At 81.8% G+C, this 1,047-nt stretch carries 1 protein-coding gene; it reads right to left on the bottom strand.

Annotated features, from left to right (window positions below):
- Positions 1-135: 135 nt before the first annotated feature.
- Positions 136-837 (bottom strand): hypothetical protein, encoded by a 702-nt coding sequence (locus tag ABZ914_RS51790; protein ID WP_500201874.1) that lies wholly within the window; start codon positions 835-837, stop codon positions 136-138.
- Positions 838-1,047: the final 210 nt, after the last annotated feature.

The following is a 1,047-nucleotide window of genomic DNA, read 5'->3' as shown; positions in this document are numbered from 1 at the left end:
TGTGGCGGGGGGGGCCGCGCCCCCGGCGAGCGGCGCGCGGGCCGCGCCGCCGGGGCCCGGGGGCCCCCGCGCCCCCGCCCGGCGCGCCGTCCGGCTCCGCGAGGGGGACGCGGATCCGCCGCGGCCGGACGCCGCTCAGCCGAACGTGCCGCCCGGCGGCGGGGGCAGGGCCCCCGCGGATCCGCGCAGGTCCTGCCGGACCTTCGCGGCCAGCGCCTTCGTCGCGGCCCGGTTGAGCGCGGCGCCCGCGGCGGCGCCGGTCAGCAGCGGGCCCATCGTCGTCATGTGGCGGCCGAACGTGCGCATCATCCGCTTGCGCAGCGCCGCCTTCGCCGCCGAGCCGAGCGCGCTGGTGAACGTCCCGCCCTCCAGCGGGTTGACGCCGCGCTGGCGCGCCCAGGAGGTGACGAACGCCGCCCCCCGCACGGTGCCGGTGCCCTGGACGCTGACCCCGTACACCTCGTGCAGCTCGGCGATCAGCTTCACCTCGATCGCCGCGACCACGAGGGTCTCGGCGGCGATCTGGGCGGGGGCGGTCAGCAGCAGCGGCGGAGCGGCGAACTCCACCGCGGCGAGCGCACCGCCCGCCGCGCCCACGGCGGTGGTGGCGTTGCCCGCCACCTTCACCAGGTTGTCGGCGAGATCCTCGCCGGACAGCCCGTGGTGGTGGCGGCTCAGCGTCTCCAGATCACGGATCGGGATGTGCGGGGCCGCCTCCAGCAGCAGGTCGGCCAGCCAGCGGCCGCGCCCGATGCCCGCCGCGCCGGCCCGGCGGGCACCCTGCCCGAGCAGCCGGACCAGCCGGCCGAGCAGCCGCCGCCGGGTCTCCCGGTCCATCTCCTCGTCGCCGGCGAGCCTGCCGATCAGCTCGCCGAGCTCCGTGGGGGGGGGGGCGCGCGGCGCCGCGCCCGCCGGCGGGGCGGCGGGGGGGGGGGCCCCCCGTGGCGGCCCCCCGGGGGGCCGGGCCAAGGGGCGCCCCCCCCCCCCGCGGGGCCGCGGCCCCCCCCCTCGGCGCCCCCCACCCCCCCCACCCCCCAGACCCCCCCG

Source organism: Spirillospora sp. NPDC046719, from assembly GCF_040645715.1.
GTDB lineage: Bacteria > Actinomycetota > Actinomycetes > Streptosporangiales > Streptosporangiaceae > Spirillospora.
This window is presented reverse-complemented; position numbering and strand designations above follow the sequence as displayed.